The organism is Dinoroseobacter sp. S76 (assembly GCF_049801095.1).
GTDB lineage: Bacteria > Pseudomonadota > Alphaproteobacteria > Rhodobacterales > Rhodobacteraceae > Dinoroseobacter.
Window position 1 is genome coordinate 623074 of sequence record NZ_JBNAGH010000002.1, and the last position, 15577, is coordinate 638650.

Genomic DNA, 15577 nt, shown 5'->3' on the forward strand with positions numbered 1-15577 from the left:
TTGGCAAGTGTGCGAGACAGCGCTCAACCCAAGATCAGGAAAATCCCATGTCCGCGCCGCGCGTCTCGTTCGAATTCTTCCCGCCCCAATCCATCGCCGCCTCCTTCCGGCTCTGGGACACGGTGCAGACCCTTGCGCCCCTGGACCCGAGCTTCGTGTCGGTGACCTATGGCGCGGGTGGAACCACGCGCAAGCTGACCCATGACGCGGTAGCCACCATCGGCAAGAATTACGGGCTGAACGTGGCCGCCCATCTGACCTGTGTTGAAGCGACCCGCGCCGAAACCCTTGAGATCGCCGAGGGCTACGCGGCGGCCGGTGTGACCGAGATCGTCGCCCTGCGCGGCGACCCGCCCAAGGGCGCCGACGGGTTCACCCCGGCCCGGGACGGGTTCGCAAGCTCGGTCGAGCTGATCGAGGCGCTGGCGGCCACGGGCAAGTTCAACATCCGCGTCGGCGCCTATCCCGATCAGCACCCGGAGGCAGCGACCGCGCAGGCGGATGTCGATTACCTCAAGCGCAAGATCGATGCGGGCGCCTCCGCCGCAATCACCCAGTTCTTCTTTGAAGCCGAGACCTTCTTTCGCTTCCGCGACCGCTGCGTGGCCGCCGGGATCGACGCGCCGATCATCCCCGGCATTTTCCCGATCGAGAACTGGGCCAAGGCCCGCAACTTCGCCCTGCGCTGCGGCACCAAGGTCCCTGCCTGGCTCGACGAGGCCTTTGCCGCCGCGACCCGCGATGGCCGGGAGGAGCTGCTCTCCATCGCGCTGGCCACCGAGATGTGCACCGAGCTGCGCGAGGGCGGGGTCGAGGATCTGCATTTCTACACCCTGAACAAGCCCGAGCTGACCCGCGAGGTCTGTGCCGCTCTGGGCGTGGCCCCCAAAGCAGAGCTGTCGGAAGTCGCCTGACGCAACGTCACGGCTGCCCTGCCCGGCCGCCCTGCCTAGCATTCCGGAAAGCCATCCGGGGGAGCCATGACCGAAACCTTTGCTGTCGCGGATCGCGAGACGCTGCTGTCGCGCTCCGGTCTGGAATTCATGCTGGACATGCTGTCCGGGGACCTGCCCCGCCCGCCCATCGCCCATGGCATGGGCTACGGGCTGAGCCTTGTCGAAGAGGGTCGCGTGATCTTCACCGGCACCCCGAGCGAGGCCCATTGCAACCCCATGGGCGGGGTCCATGGCGGCTGGTACGGCACCCTTCTGGACAGCTGCATGGGCTGCGCGGTGATGACCATCGTGCCGAAGGGGCGCTTCTACACAACGCTGGAATACAAGATCAACATCACCCGCGCCCTGCGCCCGGGGGTGGAGATCACCGCCGAGGGCCTGATCGACCATGCGGGGCGCACCACAGCTACCGCCCATGGGGAAATCCGCGGCGTGGCCGATGGCAAGCTCTATGCCACGGGGACGACCACCTGCCTGATCATGGCCGGCTGAGCGCCCGAGCCTGGAGCGTGAAGCGCCGCGCCCCGAGCGCCGCGAGCGCCGTGTCCTGCGCCGGATCGGTCAGCCACGCGGCCAGCGTCTCCGCGCCCGGGGACGCGCCATGGCTCAGGCAAAGCGACAGATCCACATGGACCTCCAGCGCCTCGGGGCAAATGGCGACAGCCTCCACCCCCGTCATGGGCGCGACATTGGTCAGGGGCAGCACCGCGAGGTCGACCTCCCCCGCCTTCAGGGCCCGCATCGGCCCGCCCCCCTCAAGCCCGACCAGCTTCGCCCCGATCTCGGTCGTAAGGCCCAGCTGCGCGGCCAACGCGCGAAACTGCGCGCCGCTCGTGCCCTGATCGGTCACCCCGATCCGTCCGGCCCCGCGGATCAGCGCCGCGATCTCGCCCGGGTCAGTGACCGGAACGCGCCCGGTCTCTCCGCGCGCCGCGAAGCTCAGGGGCGCACGACCCAGCGCCCTGTGGCTCGGGCCGGGGCTTTGCCCCGCGGCGATGATCGCGGCCACATAGACCGGATTGGTGATCGCCACCTCCCACTGCGCGCCGCCCGCCACATGGCCGGGCACTTCGGGGTTCAGCATATGGGTGATGCGCAACCGATGCCCGGTCTCCGCCTCAAAGCGGGGGCCAAGCACCTCCATCACCTCAAGAAGGGCGATGGGCACGATAAAGGGGATCTCTGGGGCTGGCATCGGGGCTCTCCTTGCTGGGTGCGAGCCTATCGCGGAGGGCTGCGAAGGCAAACCGCCTCAGCCGATGCGCCGCCGCAAGAGCCAGATGAAGAACGTGCCGCCAATCAGCCCGGTCACGACCCCGATCGGCATCTCGTCCGGCGCCATCACCAGCCGCGCGCAGATATCGGCCCAGAGCAGAAACACCGCTCCGAGCAGCGCCGAGATCGGCAGGACGCGCGCATAATCCCCGCCCACGATCAGCCGCACGATATGGGGCACCATCAGGCCGACAAAGCCAATGATCCCGGAAAACGCCACCATGGCCCCGGTGATCAGCGCACCGACCACGAAAACCGAGAGGCGAAACCGCGCCACCGGGATCCCGAGGGTCGAGGCCGTCTCATCCCCGATGGTCATCGCATTGAGATTACGCGCATGCAGGCCGAGATAGGCGCCCCCGGCCACGAGGATCGCGAAAGGATAGATCAGCTGATCCCATTGGGCGAGGCCCAGCGCCCCCAGCATCCAGAAAACAACCGTATGGCTCGCACGTGGATCGCCGAGAAAAATCAGCATGTTGGCAAGGGACATGACGATGAAGGACACAGCCACCCCAGCCAGAATGAGCCGCCCCGCACTGGTGGCGGAAGCAAATTGCGACACCGCCAGCACCAGAAGGGTCGCCGCCAGTGCCCCGAGAAAGGCCATGAGCGGCACCGTCGCCAGACCGAGAAACAGCCCCAGATGCAAGAGCGCGAGGATCGCGCCAAAAGCCGCGCCCGCCGAGATGCCCAGCAGATGAGGATCGGCCAGCGGGTTGCGGGTCACCGCCTGCAGGCTCGCCCCGACCACAGCCAGCCCCGCCCCGACGCAACAGGCCAGCAGCGCCCGGGGGAAGCGGATATCCCAGATGATCGCCTCGCGCCCGGCGGACCATGTGACCTCCACCGCGCCGGGCAGGATCTGGTTGGCAAGCACACCCCAGACCACCGGGGCGGAGATCGGGATTGCCCCGAGGCTGATCGCGGCATAGATCGACAGGATCAGCCCGACGCCCCCGCCGAGCATGGCGAGCGGAAAAACCGCCGCCCGGACGCGCCCTTTCGGCGGGGTGTCGGCCATGGGGCTCACTCGGCGCGGAAGGCCGCGGCGAGGGTTTTCACAGCGCCGATATTGCGCGGGCCCGGGGTCGCCTCGATGTATTCCAGCGTGACGAAACGGTCATTCTTCACCGCGTCGATCTCGGCAAAGGCCGGGTTGGAGCGCATGAAGGCGCGCTTCTCCTCGGCGGTGACGGAGCCGTAATTGACGATCACGATGACCTCCGGGTTGCGCTCGACCACGGCTTCCCAGCCCACGGTCGCCCAGCTTTTCTCGAAATCATTCATGATGTTGGTGCCGCCCGCCGCCTCGATCAGCGCGTTCGGCATGGCGTAGCGCCCGGCGGTAAAGGGCACATCCTCGCCGCTGTCATAGACAAAAACCCGGGGCGCTTCGGCAAGGGCGGGCAAGTCGGCGGTGAAGGCCGCAAGATCCGCCTCATAGCCGGAGATCAGCGATGCGGCCCGCTCCTCCACCCCGAAGATCGCGCCCAGATTGCGCAGGTCGGCATACATGTCCTCCATGCTCGCCGGCCCTTTTTCCGAGATATGGATGCAGCTCTCGGTCAGCTCATAAACCGGGATGCCGAAGGGCGCGAGGGTCTCGGGTGTCACCTCACCGCCCACGCGCATCCCGTAATTCCAACCGGCAAAGAAGAAATCCGCATCCGCGCCGATCAGCACCTCCTTGGTGGGGTATTTCTCGGCCAGCTCAGGCAGCTCTTCGACGCCCGCGCGCATGCTCTCATCGAGGGTTTTCCAACCGGAGATCCCCGTATACCCGACCATCCGGTCCGCAAGTCCGAGGACGAGCATCATCTCGGTGAGGTTCACATCATGGGAGACCGCGGCCTTGGGCGGTGCATCGAAGGTCACCTCGCGATCGCAGCTCTGGACCGTGACCTGGGCAAAGGCGGTGGAGGCAAGGCAAGTGCCAGCGAGGAGGGTAAGGGCAAATTTCATGGCTGCGCCTGATCAGTTCGGAAGGTGGAAGGAAAGATGGTTCGTGTGGCTCGGTTCGAGCCGTTCGCGACGGGCCTCGACCCGAAACGCGGTGGAGACGGCGGCCTCGGTCAGCACCTGATCCGGCGTGCCAAAGCCACGGGTCCAGCCCGCCTCCAGCAGCAGGATCCGGTCGCAGATCTCGGAGGCCATGTTCAGATCATGCAGCGAGACGATGATCGTCAGGTCGAGATCGCGGATCAGCGAGAGCACTTCGAGCTGGTGGCGGATATCGAGATGGTTCGTGGGCTCATCGAGCACCAGCACCTGCGGCTCCTGCGCCAATGCACGGGCCACCATGACCCGCTGACGCTCTCCGCCCGAGAGGGTGGCGAGGTCCCGCTCCGCCAGATCGGTCAGATGCAGTTGCGCCAGCGCCGCCTCGACCCTCTCCGCATCCCGGGCCCCGGATTTGGCAAACCCCGACCGGAAAGGTGTGCGCCCGAGGGCCACAACCTCCCGCACGGTGAGCCCAAAGGAGGACGCGTGTTCCTGTAGAACGGCGGCAACCTTGCGCGCTGCCTCCCGGGGTGAGATCGCCCAGAGATCCGCATCGCCCACTAGGATCTGCCCGGAGGTGGGCCGCTGGTAGCGATAGATCATGCGCAAGAGCGTGGATTTCCCGGCGCCGTTCGGCCCGACCACGCCCAGCACATCGCCCGCAGGCACGTGAAAGCTCGTAGGATGCACCAGCAGCTTTTCCGCCCGGCGGGGGGCCCAGCTGATCTCGTCGGCGCGCAGCGCGGCGGCACTCATGACGCGCGCTGCCCGGGGACCGCATCCTCTAGGGCGATGATCGCCGCCGGGACCCGCGCCAGCGTGGTCCGGCGCAGCTTGCCGGGTCGGTCCACCGAGGAGCACCAACCATCGCCGAGCACCGCATATTGCCGGGCAAAGGCCACCAGATCGTCGATATCCGCATCCGGTTCGATGTCGCCAAACAGATAGGTCGCCTTGCGCGTCCCGTGATAAGCCACAGTGCAAGGCCGATCACAGCCCGCCATGCAGGCCACGCCCGAAATCTCGAAGCTTTCGGACACCGCATCGCCCGCCGCAGCAATCGCCGCGCGCAGTTTCGCAATCAGCTCATAGCCGGGACGGCAGTCGCTGCCCTTGTGCTTGCAGGATGTGCAAACCGTAATTCTGTGTGTCTGGGATCCCATATCGCCCTCCGCGATGGCCCGAGGGCGTGCGGTGACGAGAGAGAGCGGAACGGATCGCGCCGTTGCAGCATCATAGTCTCCTGTCCGGACACCCCGCCCGGGTTCAAGTTTCATCGGCGATGGCAGGTCTCCTGACTTGCGGGTCCGGGCTCGCCCGATCCTTCCCGAGCGCAGACGCTCAGTGGTGATCCTCGGGGTCGCTCGCCGCTCACAGTTGCGGGGGCAGTTACGGATTTGGCGCCGCTTGGCTCCTCCTCACCGTATTCCCTTTTCATCCCGGCCTGGCCTTTGGCCTCCGGGAACCATCGCGAGGGACTGTCTGGAAGTTTGCCCGCCCCGTCAAGCCATCCTGACAGATCGGGTGAAACCGCCGCAGGGCCGCGTTCAGCGGTGGGAGATCCGCTCCGGCGCCGGGCGCGCGGGGCGCCAGCGCGGCAGGACCCGGGCAAGGCGCTGCCCCAGGTCCGTGGCCAGACGCCCTAGCGGGATCGCCCGGCGACGGCGTGGCACGCTGTCATGAAGGCTCTCGGAGCGGTCGAGCCCGACCCGGCGCGCGCGCCGCAGGACAAACAGCTTCCCCCAGCTCCGCCAGGATCCCATGGAGGGCGCATTGGCATCCCGTGGGAACCGCTCCTGCCAGCCATCAGGGAGGCGCAGCCCGCAGGCCTCCGCCTGCTCCAGCATCCAGACGAAGGGGATATTCGCGAGCGGGCGCGCCTCCGAAAACCCGGCCAGCTGCCCGCCGATATCCCCATGGGTGCCGCGAAACCAGACCTGCTCCACATGGCCGTTCCAGCCCGGCGGACACTCCCAAAGGACCGGGGCAAAGGCCATACGCCGCTCGTTCAGGGCCAGGGCATGAAACCCGTGCTTCACCGCGCCGCTGAGCTGGTCGGAGTGAAACTCCGTCGCCATGGGCGCGAGCCGCCACAGGACCGGCGCGCGGATGCCCAGCGCCTTCACGGTGTCCCAGACACCGACCATCTCGATCTCCACCCGGCGGTGGCAATAGCGGTCCGCGAAGCGGTCGGCATAGTGGCTGTCGCGACGCTCCTGGTAATAGGCATAGAGCTGGCGCACCCGCTGCTCGGTCGCGACTTCGGGGCGGATCAGCCCGAAGCGGTCGATCAACCCGGCCAGCGAACGCACCGCATAGGCGCCCCGTGAATAGCCCATGAGGAAGATCCGGTCCCCCGGGCGATAGCGATGGGCGAGAAAGCGGTAGGCACGGCGGATCTGCCGGTTGATGCCGATCCCCGCGATCACCTCGATGGCGCGGCGCCAACCCTGCCACTGGATCCCGGGCTCGTAGAACAGGGTCACATGGGGGTCGCGCCGGTCGCGGATCAGCTTGTAGGCCAGCCCGGCATTCGTCTCTCGGCCCGGCATGAACGACGACATCGTCCCGTCGAGAATGACGATGTGGTCCGTGGGGACATGGGCGGTCGGGACCGCCGGGATCGGGGCGGGTGTCCTCATACCTCCAAGATTGTAGCCCCAAGAGGTTAAGTAAAGAACAGACCGGGCACAGTGCCGTGTGCGGCCCGTGAGCGCGTCGATTTGAGAACAATCCCGCAAGCCGTCGAAGACTTATTCTTCAGAGGCTTGCGCGTTAATCTTAATGCGTGACTTTCAAAGGGCGTGCGCCGGCCCCGTCACAGACGGGGCCCGGGCCCGTTCACGCGCGTGTCACTCGGCGGCGTGGGGCGTCTGGGCCAGCATCTCCCACATGCGGGCGGGGGTGAAGGGCATGTCCACCTTGCGCAGGCCCAGATCCCAGACCGCGTCCTGCACCGCATTGGCCACCGCCGCCAGCGCTCCGACGGTCCCGGCCTCGCCACAGCCCTTCATGCCCAGCACGTTGTTCTTCGACGGCACGGCCTCCGTATAGAAGGCGATCATCGGCACATCATCCGCGCGCGGCATGCCGTAATCCATGAAACTCGCCGTCAGAAGCTGCCCCTCCGGATCATAGACCACATGCTCGGTGATCGCCTGCCCGATGCCTTGGGCCACGCCGCCATGGACCTGCCCCTCGGCCAGAAGCGGATTGATCAGCACGCCGAAATCATCGACCACCGTATAGCGGTCCACGGCCACGACACCGGTCTCCGGGTCGATCTCCACCTCGCAGACATGGGCCCCGTTGGGGAAGGACCGGCCCGGCAGGGTCGTCTCCGCCTCATGGGTCAGGAGCGCGGTCTCGCCCGCCGCACGGGCCGCCTCCGCCGCCTCGATCATGGTCATCACCACATTGGAGCCCTCGGCCCGGAAGCTGCCCTCATCAAAGGTCACCTCTGCCGGGTCCACGCCCATGCGATCGGCGAGGAAAGGGGCAAAGGCCGCGATGGCCACATCCACCATGGCGCGGGTCGCCTGGCTCTGAACCGTGACCGAGCGCGAGCCGCCGGTGCCGCCGCCCTTGGCAATCAGATCGCTGTCGCCCTGCACAATGCGGATCCGGTCAGCGGGGATCCCCGTCATCTCATGCAGCACCTGCACGAAAACCGTCTCATGCCCCTGACCATTGGATTGGGTGCCCACATAGAGGGTGACGCTGCCATCCTCCTCAAAGACCATCTTCGCGCCCTCGCTCGGATCGCCGAGAATCGCTTCGATATAGTAACAGAGCCCCTGCCCGCGCAGCTTGCCCGCCGCCTGGCTCGCGGCCTTGCGCGCGGCAAACCCGGCGCGGTCCGCCTCTTCGCCCGCGCGGTCGAGGACCCGGGCAAACTCGCCCACGTCATAGGTCTCGCCAGAGACCGCCGTATAGGGCATCTGCTCGGGCCCGATGAAGCAGCGCTTGCGCAGATCCCAGGGGTCAACCCCGAGGCTGCGCGCGGCGTGGTCCATGGCCCGCTCCAGCGTGTAGATCGCCTCGGGCCGCCCGGCCCCGCGATAGGCATCGACCTGGGTCGTGTTGGTGTAGATCCCGCGCACCCGCATATAGGCGGCCTGCACGTCATAGACGCCGGTCATCACCTTCATGGCGAGGCTGGTCTGGATGGCTTGCGCGAATTGCGAGTTATAGGCGCCAAGATTGCTGAGCACATCGGCGCGGAACCCGATCAGCTTGAGATCCACGTCAAAGGCCAGCTCCACATCCGAGGCGAGGTCCCGGCCCGCATTGTCGCTGAGCATTGCTTCCGTGCGCTCGGACATCCAGCGGCAGGGCCGGTTCAGGACCCGGGCCGCATGGGCGACCACGAAATATTCGGGATAGGCCATGGCCTTCATCCCGAAACCGCCGCCCACATCCGGGTTGGTGACGCGCAGATCCTCGGGATTGAGGCCCAGATTGCGGCAAAGCTGACCCTTCATGGTCCAGACGCCCTGCCCGTTATGGGCCAGATGGAGACGCCCGTCCTCGATCTCGGCGAAACAACCGCGCGGCTCCATGGCGTTCACGATGATCCGGTTGTCCTCGACCACCAGCCCAACCCGGTGCGCCGCCTTGGCAAAGGCCGCCTCGGTCGCGGCCTCATCGCCGCAGGCCCAGTCAAAGGCCACGTTATCCTCAGCCTCAGTGTGGAGCGCCGTGCCCCCCGGCACGGTGTCGAGCTTGGCCGGCAGCTCATCGATCTCCAGCTCGATCACCTCCACCGCGTCGCGGGCCTGATCCAGCGTCTCGGCAAAGACCATGGCGATGGGCTCGCCCACAAAGCGGACCTTGCCCTGGGCCAGGATGGGCCGCTTCGGCCCGGCCCCGCGCGTCCCGTCACGGTTCGGCATCACGGTGGCCTGCATATCCATCCGGACACCCGCCGCGGCCAGATCATCGCCCGTCAACACCAGCGCCACGCCGGGCATCTGCGCCGCCTCGGCGGTGTCCAACGCGGTGATCTCCCCATGGGCCACCATCGAGCGCAGAACCACCCCATGCAACGCCCCCTCGGGCGCGATATCATCCACATAGCGCCCCGCGCCGGTCAGAAACCGAACATCCTCCACCCGTGCCGCCGGCTGGCTGATCCCGAACTTGTCGCCTTGCTTGGTCATGAGAACTTCCTTGCTCGTCCGGCCTGAACCTTAGCCCCATCCCGCCCACTGTCCAGACCGCCCCTTTCCCTTCGCACAGGGTTTCGTTATCTCCTCGCCCAAGTGCAAAGGATGACCGCGATGCCCATGGAAAAGACCTTCAACGCCGCCGAGGCCGAACCCCGTCTCTATGCCCGCTGGGAAGATGAGGGCTGCTTCAAAGCCGGGGCCAACGCCTCGCGCGACGAGACCTTCTGCATCATGATCCCGCCGCCCAATGTGACGGGCTCGCTCCATATGGGCCACGCCTTCAACAACACGCTGCAGGACATCCTGATCCGCTGGAAACGGATGCAGGGCTACGACACGCTCTGGCAGCCGGGCACCGACCACGCCGGGATCGCGACCCAGATGGTGACCGAGCGCGAGATGGCCGCCAATCAGGAACCCTCCCGCGCCGAGATGGGCCGCGCCAAGTTCCTCGCCCGCGTCTGGGAGCAGAAGGTCAAATCCCGCGGCACGATCATCGGTCAGCTCAAGCGTCTGGGCGCCTCCTGCGACTGGTCGCGTGAAGCCTTCACCATGGGCGGCGCCGAGGGCGACCCGGACAAGGGCAAGGGCCCGAACTTCCACGATGCGGTCATCAAGGTCTTCGTGGACATGTACAACAAGGGCCTGATCTATCGCGGCAAGCGCCTCGTGAACTGGGACCCGCATTTCGAGACCGCGATCTCCGATCTGGAGGTCGAGAATATCGAGGTCGCGGGCCATATGTGGCACTTCAAATACCCGCTCGCGGGCGGCCAGACCTATGAATATGTGGAAAAGGACGCGGATGGGAACGTCACCCTGCGCGAGACCCGCGACTACATCTCGATTGCCACGACCCGGCCCGAGACCATGCTCGGCGACGGCGCGGTCGCGGTGCATCCCGGTGACACGCGCTACGCGCCCATCGTCGGCAAGCTCTGCGAGATCCCCGTGGGCCCGAAGGAGCACCGCCGCCTGATCCCGATCATCACCGATGAATACCCGGATCCCGAGTTCGGCTCCGGCGCTGTGAAGATCACCGGCGCCCATGACTTCAACGACTATCAGGTCGCCAAACGCGGCGGCATTCCGATGTACCGGCTGATGGATACCAAGGCGCAGATGCGCGATGACGGTGTGCCCTATGCCGAGGCCGCGGCCATCGCCATGGAGGTGGCCGAGGGTAAGCGAGAGCTCTCGGAGTCCGAATGCGACGCGATCAACCTCGTCCCGGACGAGCTGCGCGGCATGGACCGGTTCGAAGCGCGCAAGGCCGTGGTCGCCCAGATCACCGATGAGGGTCTGGCGGTCATGACCCCCAACCCCAAACCCGAGGAAGACGGCGCCCTCGCCGAGCTCCCGCTGGTCGAAAACAAACCGATCATGCAGCCCTTCGGGGATCGGTCGAAAGTGGTCATCGAGCCCATGCTCACCGACCAATGGTTCGTGGACGCCGAACAGATCGTCGGCCCCGCGCTCGACAAGGTGCGCGACGGCACGGTCAAGATCATGCCCGAGAGCGGCGAGAAGACCTATTACCACTGGCTCGACAATATCGAGCCCTGGTGCATCTCCCGCCAACTCTGGTGGGGCCACCAGATCCCAGTGTGGACCGCGATGGTCCCTACTGTTGATGGAGACCTTATTGCGCGGAACGATGTGATAGGCCGCGGCGTCCCACAGGACGCTCTTCACGATTACCACGCCAAGAAGCAGCTGGATGAAGAGCGACTGGGTGGCAAGCTATCAAAAAACGGATGGCTCGTCATGGAATTCTGCGCAGCAAGTGCAGAAGAGGCGAAGAAACAAATCGAAGATATCTGGATCGAAAGGATTGGCCGGCCGCCTGAAGAGCTCGTCGAACTAAATGAAGAACCCGCCCAGTTCGGCCCTTCCGGCGACAGTGACTACGACTTTTCAGCGCTGACCGAGGGCCCGTTTCGAAAGACTGCCATGTGGCGCGACCCCGACGTCCTCGACACTTGGTTCTCTTCCGGACTTTGGCCCATCGGCACCCTGGGCTGGCCCGAGGAGAGTGACGAGCTCAAGAAGTACTTCCCGACCTCCACCCTTGTGACCGGGCAGGACATCCTCTTCTTCTGGGTCGCCCGGATGATGATGATGCAACTGGCGGTCACCGGCCAGGTGCCCTTTGACGAGGTCTACCTCCATGGCCTCGTGCGCGACGCCAAGGGCAAGAAGATGTCCAAGTCCGTGGGCAACGTGATCGACCCGCTGGAGATCATTGATGAGTACGGCGCGGACGCCCTGCGCTTCTCCTCCGCGGCCATGGCCAGCCTGGGCGGGGTGCTCAAGCTCGACTTGCAGCGCGTGCAGGGCTACCGGAATTTCGCGACCAAGCTCTGGAACGCCACGCGCTATGCAGAGATGAACGAGGTCTTTACGGCCCGTGCGCCCGTGCCCGACACTTGCCCGACAGGTGTCCGACAGCTGCCCGACGCGGCGCAGACCCTCAACCGATGGATCATCGGGGAGACCGCGAAGGTCCGCGAAGAGGTCGATGCGGCCATGGCGGAGTACAAGTTCAACGACGCTGCAAACGCGCTTTATGCCTTTGTCTGGGGCAAGGTCTGCGACTGGTATGTGGAGTTTTCCAAGCCTCTCCTTCTGGATGGTGAGGACGCGGTGAAGGCGGAAACCCGGGACACCATGGCATGGGTTCTGGAGCAGTGTTTCATCCTCCTCCACCCGATCATGCCCTTCATCACCGAAGAGCTCTGGGACACCACCGGCGACCGCGCCAAGATGCTGGTGCATGCGGATTGGCCGACCTACGGGGCGGCGGATCTGGTGGACCGGGACGCGGATCGCGAGATGAACTGGACGATCTCCCTGATCGAAAGCATCCGCTCCGTGCGCGCACAAATGCGTGTTCCTGCAGGGCTTTACGTGCCGGTGGTGCAGGTCGCGCTCGATGAGGCCGGGCGCAAGGCCTATGCCAATAACGAGACGCTGATCAAACGGCTCGCGCGGATCGGCGAGGTCACCGAGGCGGCAGAGGCGCCCAAGGGCGCGCTGACGATTGCCGTGGATGGCGGCACCTTCGCCCTGCCGTTGGCGGACATCATTGATGTGGGCGCCGAGAAGGAGCGCTTGGGCAAAACCCTCACCAAGCTCCAGAAGGAGCTGGGCGGGCTCAAGGGCCGGTTGAACAACCCCAAATTCGTAGCCTCCGCCCCGGCCGAAGTGGTCGAGGAAAGCCGCGAGCGTCTGGTCACCGGCGAAGCCGAGCTCGCCACCCTGAGCGCCGCCCTAGACCGCCTCGAAGAGGCCAGCTAGCCCCCAAACGGCACCCCTCCCGCTCCCTGAACCGACAGGAGCCTCCGGCGGGGATATTTGACGACTTAAGACAAGAGTGCGCGGTCTCAGGGCCGGGCGCCCTTTAACATGTGCGCGCCGTTGTCCCTTCATTGTTCCTATAATACTCAAACCCGCTCTCCACGCGCGCCCCGTTGCAGCGCGGCGCCAGTCGCGCTACGCCCTTGGAATGAGCAATTCATCCGGCCCCCGCTACACGCCCCTCGTTCAAAGCCTGCCTGCGACCGTGCCCTTTGTCGGCCCGGAAACGCAGGAGCGCGCGCGGGGGCGGCCCTTTGCAGCACGCCTCGGCGCGAATGAGAGCGTCTTTGGCCCCTCCCCCAAAGCGCTGGATGCCATGGCGGCCGCCGCGCAGGACGCCTGGATGTATGGCGACCCGGAGAGCCATGACCTGCGCAGCGCGCTGGCGGCCCATCATGGGGTCGCGCTTGGCAATATCATCGTTGGCGAGGGGATCGACGGGCTTCTCGGCTATCTCGTGCGGTTGGTGGTCGGGCCGGGCGATGCGGTGGTGACCTCCGCCGGGGCCTATCCGACCTTCAACTACCATGTGGCGGGGTTTGGCGGCGCGCTCCACACGGTGCCTTACCGTGACGACCATGAGGATCCCGACACCTTGCTGGAGATGGCGCGACAGGTCGATGCCAAGCTGATCTATCTCGCGAATCCGGACAATCCCATGGGCACATGGCATGGCGCGGCGACGGTGGAAGCCATGGTGGCGGACATGCCGCCGGGCTGCGTGCTGGTGCTGGATGAGGCCTATATCGAGTTCGCGCCGGAGGGAACGGTCCCGCGGATCGAGATTGAGGACCCGCGGGTCATCCGGATGCGCACCTTCTCCAAGGCCCATGGCATGGCCGGGGCAAGGGTGGGCTATGGCCTGGCCGCGCGCGACCTGATCACCGCCTTCAACAAGGTGCGCAACCATTTCGGCATGAACCGGATCGGTCAGGCCGGGGCCCTTGCCGCCCTAAGGGATCCAGACCATCTGGCTCATGTGGTGGCCGCGACGGCAGTAGCCCGCACCCGCATCGCGGAGATCGGCGCGGCGAGCGGGCTGCGCGCCCTGCCCTCGGCGACGAACTTCGTCACGCTGGATTGCGGCGCGGATGGCGCGCGGGCCAAGGCCATCCTGCAGGGCCTGATTTCCCGGGACCTCTTCGTGCGCATGCCCTTTGTCAGCCCCCAGGATCGCTGCATCCGGATCTCGGCGGGCACGCCCGAGATGCTCGATTTGCTGGCAGAGCGGCTGCCGGACGCTGTGTCCGAGGCATCGGGCGGCTAGCCTCCGCCACTGGGTCCGCTCCCGAAATCGCGACTTTGCGGATCGGCGGTTTGCGCTATTCTGCTTATGAGACGCAACCGGAGGCCCCATGCACGGACAATCTCAGGAAAAGCGCCCGCCCGGGCGGGTCGAGGATTTCACCCTTCCCTTTCTTGTGGCCTTTGGGGTCGTGCTCTTTTGTGTGCTGGGGTTTGTCTGGGCGCTCTACGGGTTCCTACCGGCAATGGCGGCGGCCTATCTGCTGGATCAGTGGATCAAGCTGAAGCCGCTCCACCGCAACGGGATCAAGCCCCGGGACGAGACCTGAGCTTTCTCAGGCCTGCGCGGCCACGGCGCTGGCAGCCTCCAACGCGCCGTCCCCATGGGGGATCTGCAGGGCCTTGAGACCCGCATCGATCGTTCCAAGCACGCCGAGCACCATATGGGCGTTCACATGGCCCATATGACCGATCCGGAAGAACCCGTGCCAAGCGGGATCGCCCGGCGCGGCCATGCCCAGCCCGATCCCCAGGGTCACGCCCGCCTTGTCGGTCACCCAGTCGCGCAGCGCGGTCGCATTCGGGGCCTGCATCCGCACACTGGTCACCGCATGGCTGCGCAGGGCCGGATCCGTGACGTTGAGCGCGATATGGCCTCGCCCCTTGCCACGGCCCCAAGCTTCCATCGCCGCCCAAACGGTCTGGGCGAGCTTTTCATGGCGGGCGAGCACCGCCTCCAACCCCTCCTCATGGAGGATCATGGTCAGGGCCTCGCGCAGCCCATAGAGGTGATGGGTCGGCGCGGTGCCAAAGAAGAACTGATAGAACATCTCGGGCTTGGACCGCGTCGCCCAGTCCCAATAGGGGCTGACAATCTCGAGCCGGTCATGGGCCTCATTCGCCTTCTCGTTGAAAAAGACAAAACCGAGCCCTGGCGGGGTCATCAGGCCCTTCTGGCAGCCGGTGACCATGACGTCGACGCCCCAGGCATCCATGTGGAAATCGTCACAGGCAAGGCAGGCGATGCAATCCACCATCAGGAGCGCAGGGTGCCCGGTCGCATCCATCACCTTGCGCAGGGCGGGAATGTCGCTGCGCACGGAAGTCGCCGTGTCCACCTGCACCGCCATCACCGCGCGGATTGCGCCGGTCGTGTCGGCCCGCAGCGCCTCCTCGACCACAGTGGGATCAAAGGTCGTGCGATCGCCGAAATCGAGCACCTGCGCCTCTATCCCCATGGCGCGGGCCATTTCAGCCCAGCCCTTGGCGAACATGCCCGTGGCGATCACGAGCACCTTCTGGCCCGGGGCCACCGTATTGGCGAGTGCTGCCTCCCACACCCCGTGGCCATTGGCGATATACATGGCCACCCGCGCCTCGGTCCGGGCCACGGCCAGCAGATCCGGCACCATCCCTTCGACCATCTCCACCAGCGCGCCGGTATAGATATTCGGCGCCGCGCGATGCATCGCCTGCAGCACACGGTCGGGCATCACAGAGGGTCCGGGGATGGCAAGATAGGTGCGGCCGTTGGCGAGGGTCATGGAAGCTCCTGAACTCAAACGC

At 65.9% G+C, this 15577-nt stretch carries 13 protein-coding genes and 1 riboswitch; of the genes, 5 read left to right on the top strand and 8 right to left on the bottom strand.

Translation table 11 applies throughout. The annotated features are described in order from the left end of the window. The first annotated feature begins 47 nt into the window (after positions 1-47). Positions 48-914 carry a methylenetetrahydrofolate reductase [NAD(P)H] gene (gene metF / locus ACP153_RS08805; protein WP_424970605.1) on the top strand — a complete coding sequence of 289 codons (867 nt, stop codon included), beginning with the start codon at positions 48-50 and terminating at the stop codon, positions 912-914. Between the two features lie 66 nt (positions 915-980). Then, positions 981-1448: a PaaI family thioesterase gene (locus ACP153_RS08810; protein ID WP_424970606.1), complete on the top strand. Its 468-nt coding sequence runs from the start codon at positions 981-983 to the stop codon at positions 1446-1448. Here the strand turns inward: ACP153_RS08810 and ACP153_RS08815 are convergent. The 7 genes from ACP153_RS08815 to ACP153_RS08845 form a co-directional block, all read right to left on the bottom strand. Continuing rightward, on the bottom strand, positions 1435-2151 hold the full coding sequence (locus tag ACP153_RS08815; RefSeq protein ID WP_424970607.1) for a substrate-binding domain-containing protein: 717 nt from the start codon (positions 2149-2151) through the stop codon (positions 1435-1437). The two genes, ACP153_RS08810 and ACP153_RS08815, sit on opposite strands and share 14 nt — an antisense overlap. A gap of 57 nt (positions 2152-2208) precedes the next feature. Continuing rightward, a complete protein-coding gene (locus ACP153_RS08820; protein ID WP_424970608.1) occupies positions 2209-3255 on the bottom strand; it encodes a FecCD family ABC transporter permease in 1047 nt (348 codons plus the stop codon). 5 nt (positions 3256-3260) lie between these two features. Further along, the gene (locus ACP153_RS08825) at positions 3261-4196 is read right to left on the bottom strand and encodes an ABC transporter substrate-binding protein (RefSeq protein ID WP_424970609.1); all 936 of its coding nucleotides are present in this window, start codon (positions 4194-4196) and stop codon (positions 3261-3263) included. A gap of 12 nt (positions 4197-4208) precedes the next feature. Then, complete coding sequence (locus ACP153_RS08830) at positions 4209-4991, bottom strand: ABC transporter ATP-binding protein (protein WP_424970610.1); 783 nt, start codon at positions 4989-4991, stop codon at positions 4209-4211. Further along, positions 4988-5398, bottom strand: a complete 411-nt coding sequence (locus ACP153_RS08835) for a DUF1636 family protein (RefSeq protein WP_424970611.1) — start codon at positions 5396-5398, stop codon at positions 4988-4990. Before ACP153_RS08835 ends, ACP153_RS08830 begins: the two co-directional genes overlap by 4 nt. 104 nt (positions 5399-5502) lie before the next feature. Beyond that, a riboswitch (cobalamin riboswitch) is annotated at positions 5503-5720 on the bottom strand. Positions 5721-5782: 62 nt separating this feature from the next. Continuing rightward, positions 5783-6877, bottom strand: a complete 1095-nt coding sequence (locus ACP153_RS08840) for a DUF2235 domain-containing protein (RefSeq protein ID WP_424970612.1) — start codon at positions 6875-6877, stop codon at positions 5783-5785. Positions 6878-7087: 210 nt separating this feature from the next. Beyond that, a complete protein-coding gene (locus tag ACP153_RS08845) occupies positions 7088-9397 on the bottom strand; it encodes a xanthine dehydrogenase family protein molybdopterin-binding subunit (RefSeq protein ID WP_424970613.1) in 2310 nt (769 codons plus the stop codon). A gap of 120 nt (positions 9398-9517) precedes the next feature. Here ACP153_RS08845 and ACP153_RS08850 point away from each other — a divergent pair, with 120 nt between their 5' ends. From ACP153_RS08850 to ACP153_RS08860, 3 genes are all read left to right on the top strand, one after another. Beyond that, positions 9518-12706 carry a valine--tRNA ligase gene (locus ACP153_RS08850; protein ID WP_424970771.1) on the top strand — a complete coding sequence of 1063 codons (3189 nt, stop codon included), beginning with the start codon at positions 9518-9520 and terminating at the stop codon, positions 12704-12706. 208 nt (positions 12707-12914) lie between these two features. Continuing rightward, positions 12915-14033, top strand: a complete 1119-nt coding sequence (locus tag ACP153_RS08855; RefSeq protein ID WP_424970614.1) for a pyridoxal phosphate-dependent aminotransferase — start codon at positions 12915-12917, stop codon at positions 14031-14033. Between the two features lie 88 nt (positions 14034-14121). Further along, a complete protein-coding gene (locus ACP153_RS08860) occupies positions 14122-14340 on the top strand; it encodes a hypothetical protein (protein WP_424970615.1) in 219 nt (72 codons plus the stop codon). A 6-nt stretch (positions 14341-14346) separates the two neighbouring features. On the opposite strand, the gene ACP153_RS08865 is transcribed toward ACP153_RS08860, so the two are convergent. Continuing rightward, positions 14347-15555, bottom strand: a complete 1209-nt coding sequence (locus ACP153_RS08865) for a pyridoxal-phosphate-dependent aminotransferase family protein (protein WP_424970616.1) — start codon at positions 15553-15555, stop codon at positions 14347-14349. Between the last annotated feature and the right edge of the window lie 22 nt (positions 15556-15577).

Excerpts from the sequence above, each read along its gene's own strand:
- metF (WP_424970605.1), top strand. The coding sequence starts at position 48 with ATGTCCGCGCCGCGCGTCTCGTTCGAATTCTTCCCGCCCCAATCCATC.
- ACP153_RS08810 (WP_424970606.1), top strand. The coding sequence starts at position 981 with ATGACCGAAACCTTTGCTGTCGCGGATCGCGAGACGCTGCTGTCGCGC.
- ACP153_RS08815 (WP_424970607.1), bottom strand. The coding sequence starts at position 2,151 with ATGCCAGCCCCAGAGATCCCCTTTATCGTGCCCATCGCCCTTCTTGAG.
- ACP153_RS08820 (WP_424970608.1), bottom strand. The coding sequence starts at position 3,255 with ATGGCCGACACCCCGCCGAAAGGGCGCGTCCGGGCGGCGGTTTTTCCG.
- ACP153_RS08825 (WP_424970609.1), bottom strand. The coding sequence starts at position 4,196 with ATGAAATTTGCCCTTACCCTCCTCGCTGGCACTTGCCTTGCCTCCACC.
- ACP153_RS08830 (WP_424970610.1), bottom strand. The coding sequence starts at position 4,991 with ATGAGTGCCGCCGCGCTGCGCGCCGACGAGATCAGCTGGGCCCCCCGC.
- ACP153_RS08835 (WP_424970611.1), bottom strand. The coding sequence starts at position 5,398 with ATGGGATCCCAGACACACAGAATTACGGTTTGCACATCCTGCAAGCAC.
- ACP153_RS08840 (WP_424970612.1), bottom strand. The coding sequence starts at position 6,877 with ATGAGGACACCCGCCCCGATCCCGGCGGTCCCGACCGCCCATGTCCCC.
- ACP153_RS08845 (WP_424970613.1), bottom strand. The coding sequence starts at position 9,397 with ATGACCAAGCAAGGCGACAAGTTCGGGATCAGCCAGCCGGCGGCACGG.
- ACP153_RS08850 (WP_424970771.1), top strand. The coding sequence starts at position 9,518 with ATGCCCATGGAAAAGACCTTCAACGCCGCCGAGGCCGAACCCCGTCTC.
- ACP153_RS08855 (WP_424970614.1), top strand. The coding sequence starts at position 12,915 with ATGAGCAATTCATCCGGCCCCCGCTACACGCCCCTCGTTCAAAGCCTG.
- ACP153_RS08860 (WP_424970615.1), top strand. The coding sequence starts at position 14,122 with ATGCACGGACAATCTCAGGAAAAGCGCCCGCCCGGGCGGGTCGAGGAT.
- ACP153_RS08865 (WP_424970616.1), bottom strand. The coding sequence starts at position 15,555 with ATGACCCTCGCCAACGGCCGCACCTATCTTGCCATCCCCGGACCCTCT.